Genomic DNA, 15,823 nt, shown 5'->3' with positions numbered 1-15,823 from the left:
ATACGACTTGAAGCTGTATTGTCCATTATGTCCGACAAAAACCCACAGCCAAATAATCCATTAGCTCCGTATTATCCCTCAGAAACGCCGAGTTTGTCGGGGAATGGTCGAAAGTGGTTTGCCATACTTGTTCTCGGGTTCTGGCTATTTCTGGCGGCGATTGCGCTCGCTGTTGAGCTTTTCCTGTGATTTCGCCACAGTTGCGACTGAGAACCGCCGGCACGAATAGACACACCCGGCAGCGCCCAATATCCATTTTCAGCGTATTACCCGCGTCTCTTCACCTCACGGCCCCTCTCCAGTTTCGCTCGCACCAGACTGGGCTCCCGATCACTCACCGATAATCGCTGTGGAGCCGGCCTGCCCCTCACCGCGGTTCGAAGACGTGGACCGGCCAGTCGCTCTCGTAGTCGAGCGCGACCTCACGCTCTGTGGCCGTCGGCTCCCGCACCGTGAGTTCGACCGGGTCACCGATGGTGACGTCGGCGTAGTCGGCGGCAACGCGGCCAAGCAAGCGGCCACCGTCCGCGAGTTCCACCACGGCGACCGTGTAGGGCGCGTCCGCTTCGAACGCCGGCGGCGGCGTGTGGACTGCCGTGTACGAGAAGATCTGGCCCTCGGGTGACTGCGGTTCGACGTCGACGTCGCGACTGCCACAGGCGTAGCAGGCCGGTCGCGGCGGCAACAGGACCTGTCCACAGTCCGTACAGACCCCGCCCAGGAGTTCGCCATCGGCGAGCGCGTCGAAGAAGCCCGGCAGCGTCCGCGGGTCGGTTGCATCAAGGCCGCCGTCAGTCATGCTGTCTCCGCTGGCATCGAGATCGCCGTCAGTCATGGTGCCTCCGCCGTCGTAAGCACATGGCCAACGGTAACCGCGTCCGCGACGCCCCCCTCGTTGAGCAACAGGGCTGTCTCGGCATCCTCGACTGCCCGGTCGCCCGCGGCCCCCGTGAGCTGTTCGTAGGCTTCGAGCGCCTGCAAGAGCCCGGTCGCACCGATGGGGTGACCGCGGGCCTTCAGGCCGCCGCTCGGGCTCAACTGCACGTCGGTCCAGCCGTCAGCCCGCTCCGCTGGCGGCTGGTAGCTCTGATAGCCCGTTCCCGCGGGAGCGAAGCCGGCGGCCTCCGCGAGCAGCGCCTCGCAGACGGTGAATGCGTCGTGAACCTCCGCGATGTCGACGGATTTGGCGTCGATACCCGCTTCCTCGTAGGCCGTCTCGGCGGCAATGCGAGCGCCCGCGATGTCGGTCATGTCCCGCTCCGCGACCGCGATGTTGTTCGCGGAGGCCCCGCTGCCCGCGACGCGCACCTGCGGCTGGTCGAGGTCGGCCGCCATTTCGGCGGTCGTCACGAGGACGGCGGCGGCACCGTCCCCGACGGGCGCGCAGTCGTAGAGCTTCAGCGGCGGGGCGACGGGGTCCGATTCTAGCACGGTCGCCACGTCGATTTCTTTCGGGAACTGTGCCCGGGGATTGCGAGCGGCGTTGGCGTGGTTCTTCACTGCGATCTCGGCAAGGTCTCGCTCCGTGGCGTCGGTCTCGTAGAGGTACCGCTGGCCGAGCAGTGCGTACTGGCTAGGCGCGGTGATGCCGGAGCGCTGCTCGATGGCGCGGTCGAACGCCGCCGAAAGCGCGTCCGTCGCGCCGCTGGTGCCCGCGGACGTCATCTTCTCGACGCCGCACGCGAGCACGGCCTCGTGTTCGCCGTTACGGACGTCCTTGACTGCGTGTCGTAACGCGAGCGCGCCCGCGGCGGCACACCCTTCGACTCGCTCGGCGGGGACGTGTCGGAGGCCGGCCCACTCGGCCAGCAGCGTCCCCTGCATAATCTGGTGTTCGTAGGTCTCCGACTGGTTGCCGACGTACACCGCCTCGACGATGTCGGCAGGGTCGGGCAGGTCGTCGAAGGCCTCCGCAAGCGCGACCGAGAACAGGTCACGGCCCGGGAGGTCTGTGCGGCCGAGCGGCGAGGCACCGACCGACGCGATGACTGGCTCTGGCATCTGTACCTCCCACATGTCTGCGAGCCTAGTTAGTCATTCCCATTTTCTAGATAGTTGGAATATTGGCCCCGTCGAACTACGCACATAGCATCGCAGGTGCCGTCGGGGTCGCTCGTCCCCGATCTAACTCACCCCTCGAATCGGCGTTCGGACCGTCTTTCGCGTCGCGGTATCTGGTGTCCAAACTGCTTCAGTCGTCGGCCGAGGCACCGCTTGTCTGCAGTTCATGCTCCGAGAGTTCTGCGGATGGAGCGAGGAACTCAGCAGGGTCGAATGCAGTCAGTTCTTCACCCTTTGAGACCTTCTCAGGCCAGTCCGGATTGGCGAGTGCGCTCGTCGCCAACGTTACCAGGTCGGCACCGGCATCGACCTTCTCGCGTGCCGCGTCAGGCGCTCCGAGCCCGCCGTTGTCGATGATGACTGTCTCATCTGCTGCGTAGGTAGCCGCGGCCTCGGCCAGCGTCGGTCCGTCGTCGCCAAACGCCGGCGTGGTCGCATCGGGTTCGGTGACGTGGATGTAGTCGGCACCGGCCGTCGACAGTTCCTCGAAGAACACCGCTGCGGCGTCCTCGCCTTCGGGCCACAGGTGGTCCTCGTCAAGGGCGGTCGACTGTGAGACACGAATGCCAACGACGAAATTGGCGGGTGTCGCCTCGTCGACCGCAGCGACAACCTCACGCGGATAGCGCACCCGGTTCGCAGGCACACCACCGTACTCGTCATCACGCTGATTGAACTCTCCCGAGAGGAACTCGTGAAGCAGATACCCGTTCGCACCGTGTATCTCGACACCGTCGAACCCCGCTTCGATGGCGTTCTGCGCCGAGGTAACGAACCCGTCACGGATGTCGGCTAGCTCGTCGACCGTGGCTGCTTTCGGCGTAGGGAAGTCACCGCTCCCGCCGTAGGCTTCGGCCTTTTGTCCGTCCGGTTGCACCGCCGATGGGGCGATGGTCTGTTCCCCGTCGATATGTGGATTCCCCTGGCTCTGTGCGCCGGCGTGCATCAACTGGGCGAAAATCGGGACACCAGCGTCGTGGACCGCCTCGGTAACCTGTTGCCAGGCCGCTGCCTGTGCGTCGGTCGCCAGACCTGGCTGGTTCAGATACCCCTGGCTGTATGCGTTGTCTGGATAGGTCCCCTCTGTAATAAGAAAAGAGAACCCACCGTCGGCGAACCGCTGATAGTACTGTGCCATCTCCGCCGTCGCACGGCCGTCGTCGGTGGCGCTCACCCGTGTCATCGGCGCGAGGCCAACTCGGTTGTCTAACGACAACTCGTTGAGTGTAGTTCCGTCGAACAGTGTCACACCACCCGGTAAGCGGATAAGACAATTAACGGCTGGTTCAGCATACGCCGAATCAGTCGCCTGTGAGTGAAAAGATAATACATTTGCCATTTCGAAGCACGCTTCGAACGTGTTCACTCCGGCGTGACTGGGGAGCCTCCAAACGCACGGAGACTCGGGAGCCAGCCGCTCACTTGCTACGTCTATCGTTCGGTTATGACGCCCATATACGCGTACTGTCTACTATAGAGAGCAATTATAATCATTCATTTTTCATGCCTTGCTGGCAAAGGGTATGGTTCAAAGTGGTGGCGGGTACGACCATGTATCGCGGCGGTCGATTCTGAAAACATCGGGGGCTGCACTCACGGTGGGGACCGTGGGGCTAGCCGGATGTAGCAGTAGCAGCGGTGCCAGTGTCCGGCCGGTCGACGAAGACAGCCTCACCATCTGGCATGCCATGGGTGGTACCAACGGTGAGACGCTGCAGGGGCTGGTCGACCAGTTCCAGTCCGAGACGGACATCGACGCGAACCTGGTCTTTCAGGACTCCTACGAGGGGGTGCTGACGAACACACTGAGCGCACTTGACTCCGGTGAGGTCCCCGATGTCTTCCAGATCGACAGTCTGTTCGCACAGCAGGTCCTCGACACGGACGCGGTCGAGCCCGTCGAGAACTTGCTCTCCGACGACTACCCGGTCGATGACTTCCTGTCGAACGTGACCTCGTTTTTCACCATCGATGGGACGCTTACGTCGATGCCGTTCAACAACTCCAACGCCATCCTCTATTACAACCGGTCGGCGTTCGAGGAAGCCGGACTCGACCCGGACAGTCCGCCGACCACGCTTGAGGAAGTCCGAAGTTACTCGCAGACGCTCGTCGACGAAGGCGTCACCGACGCCGGCCTCACATGGCCGAACCATGTCTGGTTCGTCGAGCACTTTTATTCCGTCGACGGCCAGACGCTACTCGACGCCGAGAACGGCCACGCCGGTCAGCCGACGACGATGCAAACGGACAACGCCACGGCCCGGTCACTGTACGAATGGTGGCACGAGATGGCAGACAACGGCCTGTTCAGCAACCCCGGGATAGAGGCTTGGGGGGAAGCAACGTCCACGTTCCTCACCGGACAAGCCGCCATGTTGATGACCTCGACGGCATCGGTCACTGGTATCCGCTCCGGCGCGGAGGAGAACGGGTTCGAGGTCGACAACGCGTTCTATCCGACGATTGACGGCGACCGGACCGGGCCAGTTATCGGCGGGGCTTCGTGGTTCGTCCCCTCCGGACTGCCACAGGACCGCCAGGACGACATCGGCAGCTTCCTCGAATTCATGGGTCGACCGGAGTCACAGATCACCTGGCACAAGGGGACTGGTTACTACCCGATCCGACAGACCGCTGTCGAGCAACTCGAAAACGACGGCTGGTTTGCGGAGAACCCGATGTACCGAACCGCGTTTGACCAGTTGACACAGGCCGAGAACACGCCGGCGACAAAACGGATGCTCATCGGCCCGGCTCGGCAGGTCCAGACAACAATTCAGGATATGTCGGTCGAGCTGTTCAGCGGCGAGGTCGGCGTCGACGAGGGGCTCTCCGAGCTGAAATCGGCCGTCGAAGACGAACTAGACCGATACTACAGCTAATGTCCACCCACGAAGTATTCACAGACCGCCTGCAGGCCGGTGTGTTGCTGTTACCGACGATGGTCGTGTCGCTGTTGTTCCTCTATTACCCGACGGTCCGTGCGATAGGGCTGAGCTTTTACCAGGCCTCACTCGCCCGGGGTGACGTGTTCGTCGGACTGGAGAACTACAGGCGGTTAGCCGGCTCCACAGAGTACCTCCGGAGCGTCCTGCTATCGGTCCTGTTCGCTACGTGCGTCGTCGTCGGCGTGATGGCCGTTGCCCTGTGTGTCTCCTTTCTCATCCACGAGATCGAAGTCGGGAAGGGGCTGTATCTGGTGGCGGTTATCTGGCCGTACGCGCTGCCGCCGGCAGTCGCCGGGTTGGTGTTCCTGTTCATCGCACACCCGAACATCGGTATCTTCACGAGCTACATCGAGGCTCTCGGCATCGATGTCAACTGGTTCAGCAACGGTCCACAGGCGTTCGTCGTCGTGTTGATCGCAGCGGTGTGGAAGCAGATCGGATACAACGTTATCTTCATGACAGCCGCGCTCGGCAACGTCCCCGAGTCGCTGACTGAGACCGCTGAACTCGACGGCGTCTCCCGAACGCAGCGACTGCTTCGCGTGTACGTCCCGATCATCTCGCCGACACTCGTGTTCCTGGTCATCATGAACACGATTTACGGCTTCTTCGGCACGTTCGCCATGGTCGATCTCATGACTAAGGGCGGTCCCGCCGGTGCGACGAACATCCTCATCTACGACCTCTATCGGACCGCCTTCCAGTTCTACGAGTTCGGATTCGCCTCGGCGAAGTCCGTTGTACTGTTCGTCGCTGTCGGGCTGTTGATGTACGGCCAGTTCCGGCTGAGCGACAGGTACGCCTACTACGGAGGCTAACATGCTCGGGTCACTCCTCACCGCGTTGACTGCTGCCGCTGAGCGCTCCCGAGCTGCGGGACGAACCACCAGCGACCGCATCCGGCGATTTGAGACGGAGCAGCTCACGCTGCACGTACTCACAGCGACCGTCGTGTTCCTGATCGTACTGCCAGTGTTGATCGCGGCGCTTGTCTCAACGAAGCGGGCCGGGATCGTCACCTCGATCGCCGATCTGGCACCTGGCGGCCACGCGCTGTCGAACTACCGTCGTGCCCTCATTGGCCTCGAATTCTGGCGGTACATGCTGAACTCATTTGTGATGTCTGTCGCCGTCGTCGTCGGAAAGCTGATCGTGTCGCTGCTGGCCGCGCTGGTGATCGTCTACTACAGGTTCCCGTACAAGAACGCCGTGTTCCTGTTTATTCTCTTTACGCTCTTGCTCCCGGTCCCGGTCAGGTTTGTGCCACTGTATCGCTTGACGACGGAGCTTGGCATGGGTAACACGATCTTCGCTATCACGGTCCCATACTTGGCCAGCGCGACGACCGTCTTTATACTGCGCCAGCATTTCCTGTCGATTCCGGCCTCGCTCGTCGAGACGGCAAAGGTCGACGGTGTCGGTCCGCTGCGGTTTCTGTGGTCGGTACTGGTTCCGATGTCCCGTGCCGTCCTCGTGGGCGTCTCGGTGATCATGTTCGTCTACACATGGAACCAGTATCTCTGGCCGCTGGTGATCATCAACGCCGAGAGCCTGCAGGTCGCACAGGTCGGGCTGAGCCTGCTTCGCGGACAGGCCAGCACCGGCGAAGTGGCCTGGTCCATGGTGATGACTGGGTCGATACTGACCCTGTTGCCACCGCTGGCGCTGTTAGTGCTGTTCCGACGACAACTGCTGGAGACGTTTACAATCCAACGAAAATGAGAGGAAACCAATGACTGACGTAACCCTACAGAACGTACGGAAGGAATTCGACGGTGTCGTCGCCGTGAAAAACATCGACCTCCAGATACCGGACGGGGCGTTCGTGACTGTCGTCGGGCCCAGTGGGTGTGGCAAAAGCACCACGCTTCGGCTGATCGCCGGGCTAGAGCGGGCCACTGACGGCACGATCCAGATGGGCAACCAGGACGTCACCGGCGTCGAACCGAAAGACCGGGACGTCGCGATGGTGTTCCAGAACTACGCGCTGTACCCGCACATGACCGCGCGCCGGAACATCACGTTCGGCATGAAGTCGGCCGGCGACTTCAGTGACGAGGAAATCGACCGCCAAGTGAGAGAAGCCACAGCGGTGCTCGACATCGACGACCTGCTCGACCGAAAGCCAGGCGAGCTATCGGGCGGCGAACGACAGCGAGTCGCACTTGGCCGCGCACTAGTCCGTGACCCGGAGGTGTTCCTCATGGACGAACCGCTGTCGAACCTCGATGCCAAACTCCGGATCAAGATGCGGGCTGAACTGGCGAAACTCCACGGCGAATTCGAGACCACGACAATCTACGTGACCCACGACCAGACAGAGGCGCTGACGCTCGGTGACCGGGTGGTAGTGATGAACGACGGCCGCATCCAGCAAGTCGACAGCCCACAGCGCCTGTACGACTTCCCCGAGACTCGGTTCGTCGCGGAGTTCATCGGCGACCCTGCGATGAACATGCTCGCCGTGGATATCTCCCGTGATGGGACTGAATACGAGGCCGTCGGACCGACGTTTCGCATCCCGTTACCCGACGGCGACGGCTTGGAAACAGCCGCCGGAGGACAGGCGTTGCTAGGCGTTCGGCCGGAGAGCCTTTCGGTAGCTGATTCGACCGACCGAAGCTCGTTCGCCGCTGAAGTAACCGTCACCGAACCGCTCGGCGATAGCCTCCTGCTGGAGTGTCGGACCGGCGATCAGGAGTTCAAACTACACGCCGAACCCCGAACGGCCGTCGAGCCGGGCGACCGAGTTGCGTTGACAGTTGAGACCGAGCGGCTCCACCTGTTCGACCCACAGACGGGCGAGGCCATCTATCACGCAGCGGCGGCGCAACCACCCGAAGAAACTAGCCCCATCGATAGCACTCTTTAGGTTTTCCGACCGATTCTCGATCCTCCGATAGAAGGGACGGGCACCGACATTTCGGTTCGATCCGGTGCTGTGGTCTTCTCGAACGCGACGACCGGCGCGACCACGGGGATAGTGGCAGAGCGCTGTCTCAGAGCCGATGCTAGCGAGAGCGCTGTGCAAGCCCAGTTCCGTCCGATTAGCTTGCTACATATAGTCTCAATACAACAAAGCTGGGGATTCAACCGGCATTTATGCTATATATTGATATATACATCCACTCTGCAGCCGTTTCTACTGCTGTATAACCCGAATAAACTCAAGAAAACGCAATAGTATATACTGATATGTGCAATCAATAGTTATATATAGATTGTGTAGGTAATAGGCCACGGAATGGTTCGAATACCAGACATATGCCGTCGAACCGTACTGAAGAGTACGTCTGCTGCCGCACTGGGCTCCATTGTAGGCACTGCGGCTGGCAGGGAAAACGATCACAGCAGTACCGAACCGCCCATCGCTTCTCCACCGATCCTCGCTGCACACCGTGGCTACCGCGGGCTGTATCCGCAAAACACCATCGCCGCAGTTCAGCAGGCGGCGTACGGCGGTCCCAGCAGTCACGAGTACAATACCGATATGATGGAATGTGACCTTGTGCCTGCAGGTGGGAAGCCCTGGAAGGGTGAGGACTTCGAAATCGTCGTTTTCCATGACGATAAGCTAGACGACCTGACAGACGAATCAGGGTACGTCTGGGAGAACGACGTACAGACGGTTCTGAACGCTGAAATCCGTGACAGCGGACAGACAATCCCTCGACTAGACGAGTTCGTCGAAGCGACTCCGGACAGTATCCCACTCGACATCGAGTGGAAGGCCGCTGGTGTCTCTCCCGACGACGACGCGTCGGAATCCGATGTCGAGACCTGGGATCCGTTCACGGAACAGGCACTCGAAGTCCTCTCGCATCACGAAAACGACGTTATCATCCAGTCGTTCCAGAAGGCTGCGCTGGAGTCCATCCGAAACGCGGACGCCAGTATTCCGATCGCGTACCTGTTCTGGGATTCAATCGAGGACGGTCTTTCTATCGTCCGTGACCTGGACGCGGAGTACATCCAGCCGCCGTACAATATGATCATGAACACGCCCTTCTTCAACGAGGACTACTACCTCGAAGACCCGGATTTCGCCGAGATCGATCTGGTCGAGACCGCACACGAGGAAGGTCGGAAGGTAATCCCGTACACGATAACGACCTGGCATCAGGCGGAGAAACTGGTCGAGGCCGGTGTCGACGGAATCATCGCTGACTACCCCGGAGTGCTCGACTGAGCTCTGGGTATCGAGACCCCTGGAAACAGTTACTCCCCTGTTTCCGGACCTACTGTCCGTTTTCTACGATAGCTGCCAGTTCTGAAAGGTCGGTCACGACGTGGTCCGCGCTCACGTCACTCTCCTCTAAGTCCGCCGTACTGGTAACGCCAGTTAGCGGCAGTACCGTCTCCATCCCGGCCTGGTTCCCCATTCTGATGTCTGTCCCGAGGCGATCACCGATCATGAGACAGCGCTCCGGCTCGCCACCGAGCCGTTCCAGCGCCATCTGAAGGATTACGTTGGACGGCTTGCCGATCAACTGATCCAATTCCTGCCCGGTAACTCCTTCTATTGCCCCGATCATCCCTGCTGCATCGGGTATCTCACCACCATCTACCGGACACGTTCGATCCGGGTTGGTCGCAACGAAAAGCGCGTCGTTCTCGGTAAGTGCGATTAGCGCATCTTGTAGCGCCTGGTAATCGAAACCGAAATCAAGTGATGCGATCACAGTGCCCGCTCGTTCGGGGTCGGACGTCGTTTTCAATCCGGCGGCACGCAACTCTGCGACCAGAGCGTCTTCGCCGATGACGTAGATTTCGCGCTCCGGGTGCTGCGCGGATAGATAGTCCGCTGATGCAGTGGCGGACGTGATTATGTCCTCACTGCTGCAATCGATGCCCAGCGCGTTCAGTTTCTCGCAATACTTCTCCCGCCGGTCGATCGGCTTGTTCGTGACGAACAGCGTCGAAAGCCCCGCCTTACGTACTGTCCGTACCCCCTCTGCAGCGTTTTCGACTAACGAATCCCCGCGATATATCGTCCCGTCAAGGTCGATGATGGCACTGGTGTACGTCATCTAGAGTTCCTCCATCTCGAACGGTGACGCTTCGGCAGAAGCCGCTGCCGACGTGATCACAGGCGCTTCCTCTGCCGCAGGGGCCGCGGCGACCCTCGAAACACGCTGATAGCTCTGACTGTTCATATCAATTGGATACTGATAACCACGCCACCGATCCCGATGAGCGACAGGTAGAGTGACTTTCGCACCACCGGCGCTAGCAGTGAGCGGTTGATACTTGTTGCAAACCCGATTTTCACGAGTATACTGGAGAGCGTCCCGGCCAGCACGCCTTGCGCCGCTACTGCCGGCGATATCTGACCGGTCGACGTCAGCGTCACTGCGGTCGTTGTCGTCGTGCCGCTCGATACGATGCCGCTGAGGAAGCTCGTAATCAGGAACCCGGCTGTTCCGAAGATGCGCTGTGCTCCGGCGGTCAGAATCAAGACAGCGAGGAAGAGCAAGCCGAATTTCAGCGCATTTGCACTGCTAAACGGCGAGTCGAAATCCAGTTCCAGATCTCCCTCCCAGTCGCTATCGTAATATGCGAGTCCGACGCCACTAATCGCGATCAGGCCGAGCGGGAGTCCAACACTGACAGCCGACTCGGGGACGAATGCAACGATGATCGCTAAATTACGGACCGCCATCGCCGCATCAGCGATCAGTATCGTTCCGACTGCGAGCTCTGTGATCCCCGCATTGTTCTTTGCCCTGCCCGCGATTTCGCCGATCACGGCAGTGGAGTTCACCAGCCCGCCGAAAAAGCCAGTTACAGCGATCCCCTTGCTGCCGTATCGCTGCATCACGATATAGTTGACAAACCCGATCCCACTGACTGCGATCACGAGCATCCAGACCAGTTTCGGATCGATCGCATCCCATGGCCCGTACGTCCCGCCGGGCAGGAGCGGATACACGACAAACGAGATGATCGCAAACTCACCTGCGCTGCGTACTTCTTCTCGCGATAGCTGGTTCGCAAACTCGTGTAGCTCCCGCCGAAGGACTAGCAGGAACGACGACGTTATGCCAATAATGACGCCGATCAGAACGTGATTGGCTCCGACCAGTATTCCGACCGCGTACGCGACAAGTAACGAGGTCGAGGTTGTCAGAGACAGGCCGAACTCCAACTCACTATCGTCGCTGGTCCACTGTGCGACTATTCCCCGGATCCCGAGCAACCCCCCTTGCACGAGTACCAATGCCCCTCCCAAGGCAAGTAGTATCCTCTCGTCGAGTGACATTGCGGCAGCGCCGACCAGACTCGTCAGCGTAAACGTTCGGATTCCCGCAGACTTGTTGGCCCACTCTCGTTCGAGCCCGAGCAGCATACCCAGTGCACCTGCAATAAATAGGTGGAGTATCTCAGTATCGACAGTTATCCCCTCTATACCTCCGAAAACAGCCGTATTCGCGATTGCACTCATTACAGTCATCTTATCTTACAAACGGTGGTTCCGTCATTTTTATATAGTCTATATACTACTATGTTCTATATGGAGACAAATATACTGATGGGTAATAGGTGTTGGCCTTGAGGCTCGCTTGAATATTGCCGTGGCTCCTGCGGAACTCGAAGATCGCCCTCGATTACTGCTTAGTGTCTAGTATCTTCTATATATCTACTTCTAATACTTATTCTAGATTCTATGTGAAGAGCATCTAAAACTCGGTACAAAGGGTTTGTTGTTTTGTCAGATATAAACATAAATACTTTTTAACCCAGGTTTCGCACATGTCTGCGTCGACAATGAAACAGAACCCAGTTGACCGACGATCTGTGTTGAAAATTGGCGCTACTGCGCTTGCAGCGGGCGTTGCAGGCTGTTCTCAGGAGAGTAGCCAGAACACCGAAGCGTCTGGTGGTGACAGCACTGATAGCAGTGACGGTTCCAGTAGTGGCGACGGTAGTTCCGGACAGAGTACCAACTATCCCGAGTTCGATCCGGCGAACCCGGAGTTCCCGCAGCTGATGCAGACGCTCATCGAGGCAGGGTTCGAGACGGGGTCCCTGCAGGACCTGAAGAACATGAAGGAGCGCGAGAAGCCCCGCTACGGTAACCCCGTCCAGAGTACTCCCGGTAATCAAGACGACCTGATTGACCCGGACCGCATCGCGTTTGCGATGACGCCGACGGAGGACCCGGCAGTCTACCGGGATACGATGCAACCGCTGATGGACAACATCGCCGAAGAGACGGGGAAATCGGTCAAGTACTTCCCCCTCAACTCGTACGCGTCCCAGATTGAGGCGATGCGATCCGAGCGCCTCCACGTCGCCGGGTTCTCCACTGGGCCAACGCCGTTCGCTGTGAATCTGGCCGGCGCTGTCCCGTTCTCGCTCCAGATCTCGAAGGAGGGTGACTTCGGTTATCGGCTGTGGCTCGCCACACAGGCGGATAACGATGAGATCTCGTCGCTGGAGGACCTCAAAGGCAAGCGTGTCGCACACGCCGAACCGTCGTCTAACTCCGGGAACCTCGCTCCGCGTGCGCTGTTCTCGAACCAGGGCGTTACTCCGGGAGACGACTACGAAGTGAGCTACTCCGGCGGGCACGAACAGAGTATCCTCGGAGTGGCAAACGATGACTACGACGCTGCCCCCGTTTGTAGCACCTGTGTCACGCGTGTTGCGGAGGCGGACAACATTGACCCGACGAATCTCAAAGTCGTGTGGGCCAGCAACCCGTTCCCCACAACGAGCTTCTGTTACCGCTACAACCTGAAACCAGAAATTCAGGAAGGTATCAGGGCGGCATTCCTCGATTACGACTACTCGGACACCAAGATCGCGGAGGTCTTCGGTGGTCGCGGAAAATGGACGGAGATTGATTACGCCACTGTCTACGATATCATCCTCCAGATTCAGGAGAACAACGACATCAAGTACAACACCGAGAACGTCGAAGGCTAAGAAGAGAACCGAATAATGCTCACTGTAGATAATCTGGAAAAAACGTACGACTCCGGTGATAAAGCACTCAAAGGTGTCTCATTCGAAGTCAGTGGTAACGAGATCGTTGCGATCATCGGGCCAAGCGGGGCCGGAAAAAGCACGCTCGTTCGTAGTATCAACAGGCTGACCGAGCCAACTGGCGGGCGTGTCTCGCTCGATGATACAGAGGTGACCGGCCTAGACAAATCAGCCCTTCGCGATGTCCGGCGCGATATGGGCATGATATTTCAGGAGTTCAATCTCGTCGAGCGCCTCACGGTGATGGAGAACATACTCTCCGGCCGCCTTGGCTATCTCAGTACGTGGAACGCATTCCGTCGGAACTTCCCACCAGAGGACATCAAGCGCGCACGGGAGATCCTCAGTCGCGTGAATCTGGAGGGCGTCGAGAACAACCGTGCAGATGAACTCTCCGGTGGCCAGCGACAGCGCGTCGGTATCGCCCGTGCCGTCATTCAGCGGCCGAAAATTCTGCTCGCTGACGAACCGACGAGTGCGCTGGACCCCGATACCTCCCGGGAGGTTATGAGCCTCTTGACGGACATCGCTCACGAAGACGATATCCCGATCATCATCAACATCCACGAAGTCGATCTGGCGGTCGACTACGCGGACCGGATCATCGGACTCAGTGACGGTGAGATCGTCTTTAACGGCCCACCTGACGATCTGGATCAGGCAGCCAGAGACGAAATCTACCGCGGTGGTGAATCCATTGCGGACCGCGAAGAGCCGAGTGCTGGTAGCAGCACCGGATCTGACGACGTCATTGCTGAACGAGGTGACTAATCAATATGGCTGCTGAATCTGGATCGGCCGTTGAAGGATCTTGGGAGCGGCCCACAGTCTTCTACAACAAGAAAGTCAAGTATCTCATCTACGGGCTTATCTTGTTGTTCTTCGCGTATAGCTTCTGGAACCTTCGGATTTCTCCCAGCCGGTTCGTGCGAGGGATCGGAGCTGGTGTCGAACTCGTCACCAGTATGCTCCCGCCAGCGTACACTCCGTCGCAGCGGGAACTCCTCATACAGGGGATCGTCGAGAGTATCGTGATGACGATTGTCGCCACGACAATGGGTATTATCGTCAGCGTGCCGGTCGCTGTCATGGCTTCCAATAACCTCTCGCCGAAGCCAGTCTACTACGTCGGTCGCAGCATCGTTGCAGTCACGCGCTCACTCCACGAGCTCATCGTTGCGATCATTATGGTCAAAGCGGTCGGATTCGGTCCGCTCGCTGGTGTCCTTGCCCTCGCGTTCAAAACGATCGGATTCTTCGCGAAACTTCTCGCAGAAGAGATCGAAGACATCGATCGTGGGCAGATGGAGGCGATCACTGCTGCCGGCGGGACACCCGTTCAGACGTATCTCTACGGCGTTCTCCCGCAGGTAATGCCCCGGATCGTCGGCCTGTCGATTTACCGCCTGGACATCAACCTCCGACACAGCACTGTCGTCGGAATCGTCGGAGCGGGCGGTATCGGTATCACGCTGCTGAACTCCTTCGATAAGTACGATTACCAGTTTAGCATGGCAATTATCGCTGTCATCGTCGCCATCGTCATGGTTGGTGAAGGTGTCAGCGCTCTCGCTCGGAGGCGGATCCAATAATGTCAAACAGCACTGACTCATGGAGCCGGTTCGATCGCCGTGAGCGCTTACTCCGGTTCTTCGGGCTGCTAGCTGGACTCGTCATCCTCGTCGCAGCCTGGCGCGCCATGGAAGTGAATTACGGCTACGCCGTGACTGCCCCGCGTGAGCTGGCCGACCTCTTCGGCCGGATGTATCCCCCCAATGTGGGGTACTCCCGGAATATTGTCGGGCCGCTGCTCGAGACGATCAATATCTCGATTCTGGGAACGGCACTGGCCATCGTGATGGCGATCCCGGTTGCGTTCCTCGGAGCCAGCAACACGTCGCCCAACAAGCCGGCGTACCTGCTGGGGAAGTTCATCATCTCGTTTACCCGTTCGGTCAACGTCATCATCTGGGCACTGATCTTCGTGGTTATCTTCGGCCCTGGGGCCCTCGCTGGCGTGCTGGCGATCTCGATCAGATCGATCGGGTTCACTGCAAAGCTAATCGCGGAAGCCATCGAGGAGATCGACCGCGGGTCTGTCGAAGCGATCACTGCAGCCGGAGCATCGCCGATTGATGTGCTCATCTACAGTATCGTTCCACAGATCAAGCCGGCGTTCATCAGTGTCGCGACGCTTCGATGGGATATCAACGTCAGAGCGTCGACGATCATCGGGTTCGTCGGCGCAGGCGGGATCGGTGTCCCGCTCCAGACTGAGATCAATTACTTCAACTGGGAAGCAGTCCTGACGATCCTCATCTCGATTCTGGGCCTTGTGCTCATCAGTGAAGCCATCTCGGCCTATCTGCGCAAGAAAGTAATGTAGGCGAGCAGTCCGCTCGTATCGCCTATTATTATCCGCCCAGACAAATACATAATATTGTAAAGCATCTATCAAAAAACTTATATGTTTGGGCTGTATATTGATAGTGGGGCCAACGCCAGTGTCTGCCAACCTGGTTTCCCCACTCTCCGTTTTGCGAGTGCCTGGATCGACGGATACAGCGTCGCGAGACAAGTCATTCCGCAAGAAGGTAGGATATCGGGGCCGTCGGTGCGGCCCGGATACCGGAGTGGATCTCCTGCCTAACCGTGATGCTCGCACCAATGGGTATACGTGAGCTTACGATGTCTTACACCAGAGCCACGCTGATATACCCGAACCAGTCTGTGGCCGCCCCGCTGCTGGAGAGACGTGGTAGTGACGGCAGACGAACTCCCGGATACGTATCACGAGGACTGCTATCCCCTCACTCAGG

Annotated in this window: 14 protein-coding genes; 9 read left to right on the top strand and 5 right to left on the bottom strand. The window is 59.0% G+C overall.

Annotation, left to right across the window (positions count from 1 at the left end):
* Positions 1-367: 367 nt before the first annotated feature.
* The 3 genes from GJ630_RS01825 to GJ630_RS01815 all read right to left on the bottom strand — a co-directional run bounded on the left by GJ630_RS01825 (position 368) and on the right by GJ630_RS01815 (position 3,310).
* Entirely contained in the window at positions 368-799 is a 432-nt protein-coding gene (locus GJ630_RS01825) for a Zn-ribbon domain-containing OB-fold protein (protein ID WP_050007977.1), read from the bottom strand.
* Between the two features lie 32 nt (positions 800-831).
* Positions 832-2,001 (bottom strand): beta-ketoacyl synthase N-terminal-like domain-containing protein, encoded by a 1,170-nt coding sequence (locus tag GJ630_RS01820; RefSeq protein WP_064287230.1) that lies wholly within the window; start codon positions 1,999-2,001, stop codon positions 832-834.
* Positions 2,002-2,191: 190 nt separating this feature from the next.
* Positions 2,192-3,310, bottom strand: coding sequence for an NADH:flavin oxidoreductase (locus GJ630_RS01815; protein ID WP_064287176.1), 1,119 nt, complete (start codon positions 3,308-3,310; stop codon positions 2,192-2,194).
* A 439-nt stretch (positions 3,311-3,749) separates the two neighbouring features.
* Between GJ630_RS01815 and GJ630_RS01810 the strand changes: the two genes are divergently transcribed.
* The 5 genes from GJ630_RS01810 to GJ630_RS01790 all read left to right on the top strand — a co-directional run bounded on the left by GJ630_RS01810 (position 3,750) and on the right by GJ630_RS01790 (position 9,201).
* Positions 3,750-4,946, top strand: a complete 1,197-nt coding sequence (locus tag GJ630_RS01810) for an ABC transporter substrate-binding protein (RefSeq protein ID WP_008308325.1) — start codon at positions 3,750-3,752, stop codon at positions 4,944-4,946.
* Positions 4,946-5,830 carry a carbohydrate ABC transporter permease gene (locus tag GJ630_RS01805; protein WP_008308323.1) on the top strand — a complete coding sequence of 295 codons (885 nt, stop codon included), beginning with the start codon at positions 4,946-4,948 and terminating at the stop codon, positions 5,828-5,830. Before GJ630_RS01810 ends, GJ630_RS01805 begins: the two co-directional genes overlap by 1 nt.
* A gap of 1 nt (position 5,831) precedes the next feature.
* Positions 5,832-6,734 (top strand): carbohydrate ABC transporter permease, encoded by a 903-nt coding sequence (locus GJ630_RS01800; protein ID WP_191449299.1) that lies wholly within the window; start codon positions 5,832-5,834, stop codon positions 6,732-6,734.
* A 10-nt stretch (positions 6,735-6,744) separates the two neighbouring features.
* Complete coding sequence (locus tag GJ630_RS01795) at positions 6,745-7,884, top strand: ABC transporter ATP-binding protein (protein ID WP_050007813.1); 1,140 nt, start codon at positions 6,745-6,747, stop codon at positions 7,882-7,884.
* Between the two features lie 372 nt (positions 7,885-8,256).
* Entirely contained in the window at positions 8,257-9,201 is a 945-nt protein-coding gene (locus GJ630_RS01790; RefSeq protein WP_191449298.1) for a glycerophosphodiester phosphodiesterase, read from the top strand.
* A gap of 49 nt (positions 9,202-9,250) precedes the next feature.
* Here GJ630_RS01790 and GJ630_RS01785 read toward each other — a convergent pair whose 3' ends face one another.
* Together GJ630_RS01785 and GJ630_RS01780 are read right to left on the bottom strand one after the other, a co-directional pair.
* Positions 9,251-10,042 carry an HAD-IIA family hydrolase gene (locus GJ630_RS01785; protein WP_050007814.1) on the bottom strand — a complete coding sequence of 264 codons (792 nt, stop codon included), beginning with the start codon at positions 10,040-10,042 and terminating at the stop codon, positions 9,251-9,253.
* Positions 10,043-10,164: 122 nt separating this feature from the next.
* Positions 10,165-11,466 (bottom strand): MgtC/SapB family protein, encoded by a 1,302-nt coding sequence (locus GJ630_RS01780; protein WP_014030929.1) that lies wholly within the window; start codon positions 11,464-11,466, stop codon positions 10,165-10,167.
* 299 nt (positions 11,467-11,765) lie between these two features.
* On the opposite strand from GJ630_RS01780, the gene phnD reads away from it, so the two are divergent.
* The 4 genes from phnD to phnE (GJ630_RS01760) are packed head-to-tail and all read left to right on the top strand — an operon-like array spanning position 11,766 to position 15,390.
* Positions 11,766-12,944: a phosphate/phosphite/phosphonate ABC transporter substrate-binding protein gene (phnD, locus tag GJ630_RS01775; RefSeq protein ID WP_191449297.1), complete on the top strand. Its 1,179-nt coding sequence runs from the start codon at positions 11,766-11,768 to the stop codon at positions 12,942-12,944.
* Between the two features lie 15 nt (positions 12,945-12,959).
* Complete coding sequence (gene phnC / locus GJ630_RS01770; protein ID WP_008308314.1) at positions 12,960-13,775, top strand: phosphonate ABC transporter ATP-binding protein; 816 nt, start codon at positions 12,960-12,962, stop codon at positions 13,773-13,775.
* 5 nt (positions 13,776-13,780) lie between these two features.
* Positions 13,781-14,596 carry a phosphonate ABC transporter, permease protein PhnE gene (gene phnE / locus GJ630_RS01765; protein ID WP_050036534.1) on the top strand — a complete coding sequence of 272 codons (816 nt, stop codon included), beginning with the start codon at positions 13,781-13,783 and terminating at the stop codon, positions 14,594-14,596.
* The gene (gene phnE, locus GJ630_RS01760) at positions 14,596-15,390 is read left to right on the top strand and encodes a phosphonate ABC transporter, permease protein PhnE (RefSeq protein ID WP_014030932.1); all 795 of its coding nucleotides are present in this window, start codon (positions 14,596-14,598) and stop codon (positions 15,388-15,390) included. The genes phnE (GJ630_RS01765) and phnE (GJ630_RS01760) overlap by 1 nt, the downstream gene beginning before the upstream one ends.
* Positions 15,391-15,823 lie beyond the last annotated feature (433 nt).

The sequence above is a fragment of the Haloarcula sp. CBA1122 genome (assembly GCF_009741785.1).
Classification (GTDB): Archaea; Halobacteriota; Halobacteria; order Halobacteriales; family Haloarculaceae; genus Haloarcula; species Haloarcula hispanica.
Note: the sequence above shows the minus strand (reverse complement) of the source record. Positions and strands in the feature narration are given on the sequence as shown.

What these genes read in the sequence shown, in the direction of transcription:
- GJ630_RS01825 (WP_050007977.1), bottom strand. Translation starts at nt 799, where the DNA reads ATGACTGACGGCGGCCTTGATGCAACCGACCCGCGGACGCTGCCGGGC.
- GJ630_RS01820 (WP_064287230.1), bottom strand. Translation starts at nt 2,001, where the DNA reads ATGCCAGAGCCAGTCATCGCGTCGGTCGGTGCCTCGCCGCTCGGCCGC.
- GJ630_RS01810 (WP_008308325.1), top strand. Translation starts at nt 3,750, where the DNA reads ATGGGTGGTACCAACGGTGAGACGCTGCAGGGGCTGGTCGACCAGTTC.
- GJ630_RS01805 (WP_008308323.1), top strand. Translation starts at nt 4,946, where the DNA reads ATGTCCACCCACGAAGTATTCACAGACCGCCTGCAGGCCGGTGTGTTG.
- GJ630_RS01800 (WP_191449299.1), top strand. Translation starts at nt 5,832, where the DNA reads ATGCTCGGGTCACTCCTCACCGCGTTGACTGCTGCCGCTGAGCGCTCC.
- GJ630_RS01795 (WP_050007813.1), top strand. Translation starts at nt 6,745, where the DNA reads ATGACTGACGTAACCCTACAGAACGTACGGAAGGAATTCGACGGTGTC.
- GJ630_RS01790 (WP_191449298.1), top strand. Translation starts at nt 8,257, where the DNA reads ATGGTTCGAATACCAGACATATGCCGTCGAACCGTACTGAAGAGTACG.
- GJ630_RS01785 (WP_050007814.1), bottom strand. Translation starts at nt 10,042, where the DNA reads ATGACGTACACCAGTGCCATCATCGACCTTGACGGGACGATATATCGC.
- GJ630_RS01780 (WP_014030929.1), bottom strand. Translation starts at nt 11,466, where the DNA reads ATGACTGTAATGAGTGCAATCGCGAATACGGCTGTTTTCGGAGGTATA.
- phnD (WP_191449297.1), top strand. Translation starts at nt 11,766, where the DNA reads ATGTCTGCGTCGACAATGAAACAGAACCCAGTTGACCGACGATCTGTG.
- phnC (WP_008308314.1), top strand. Translation starts at nt 12,960, where the DNA reads ATGCTCACTGTAGATAATCTGGAAAAAACGTACGACTCCGGTGATAAA.
- phnE (WP_050036534.1), top strand. Translation starts at nt 13,781, where the DNA reads ATGGCTGCTGAATCTGGATCGGCCGTTGAAGGATCTTGGGAGCGGCCC.
- phnE (WP_014030932.1), top strand. Translation starts at nt 14,596, where the DNA reads ATGTCAAACAGCACTGACTCATGGAGCCGGTTCGATCGCCGTGAGCGC.